This is a genomic window from Mesorhizobium sp. M0960 (assembly GCF_040319055.1).
GTDB lineage: Bacteria > Pseudomonadota > Alphaproteobacteria > Rhizobiales > Rhizobiaceae > Mesorhizobium.
The window spans coordinates 1-512 of the sequence record NZ_JAMYNN010000061.1 but is presented as its reverse complement, the minus strand read 5'-3'; the positions used below and the strand labels follow the sequence as shown (position 1 = coordinate 512).

At 59.8% G+C, this 512-nt stretch carries 1 protein-coding gene; it reads right to left on the bottom strand.

Annotation, left to right across the window (positions count from 1 at the left end):
- Positions 1–512, bottom strand: a 512-nt coding sequence (locus NKH63_RS31310; protein ID WP_352920537.1) for a LysR substrate-binding domain-containing protein, incomplete at both ends; no start/stop codon positions are given.

The following is a 512-nucleotide window of genomic DNA, read 5'->3' as shown; positions in this document are numbered from 1 at the left end:
TAGGGATACGTCATGCGGGCGCCCTGGATACCGTTGCACGGCAGCCAATAATCCCACCGGAAATAGGCCTTCACACTGTCGATCAACCGCGCATGGCGAAGCTGCTCGCGCGGATCCGGTGAGATCGCGCGCAGTTCGGCAAGATAGGAAGGCGAGCACATCGGCAGGATCAGATCGTTGACGACGCAATCCGAATAAAGGCCGGCCCAGCCGCCGTCGCCATAACGAAGATCGAGATCGATGACCTCCGTTTCGAAATCCGAGAAATTGGGCGTGGCGTCGACGCGCAAATTCCAGCTCGGATAGCCCTTGCTGAACTCGGCCAACCGCGGCGCCAGCCATTTCTCGCCGAAGGAAGGACTGACGCGCAGGCTAAGCTGGAAGCTTTCGCGCTGCCGCACAATGGCATTACGCACCTCGCGTATGGATTCGAAAGCCTGGGTCGTGGTCTGGAAGAGCCGCTCACCGTCGATCGTGAGCGAGAGATGGCGCTTTTCGCGCTGAAAAAGCCG